Raw genomic sequence first — 342 nt, 5'->3', positions numbered from 1 at the left:
GAAAGAATTAGATATTCTCCATGAACCATGTTCCATGAAAGAAAATAAAACTTTCAAAGAGTTAAGAAATAAAAAAGAGAACTTACCTGAAGGTGTTTATAAATATGACAATTCTGATAGCTACTATCGTCTAGCTAAAACAGATTTATCTAGTGAAGAACTAAATAATCTAATGATGTACAGACAGACTTCATATTTAAGAACCATTAAAAATAGTATGGTGTTTTTTGTGTTTTTGACGATAGCCTCTATATTAGTATGGCTGTTTTTTGCATTTAATTATTAGTTTAAGTACAAAAGTATTATTTAGATATGAGACTTGATTGAAAAATAGTTAAGTAT

At 26.6% G+C, this 342-nt stretch carries 1 protein-coding gene; it reads left to right on the top strand.

Translation table 11 applies throughout. The annotated features are described in order from the left end of the window. A partial coding sequence (locus tag ACX6CF_RS26680; protein WP_458788409.1) for a hypothetical protein occupies positions 1-286 on the top strand: 286 nt, incomplete at its 5' end. Positions 287-342: the final 56 nt, after the last annotated feature.

It is taken from the genome of Vallitalea sediminicola (assembly GCF_054408565.1).
This window is presented reverse-complemented; position numbering and strand designations above follow the sequence as displayed.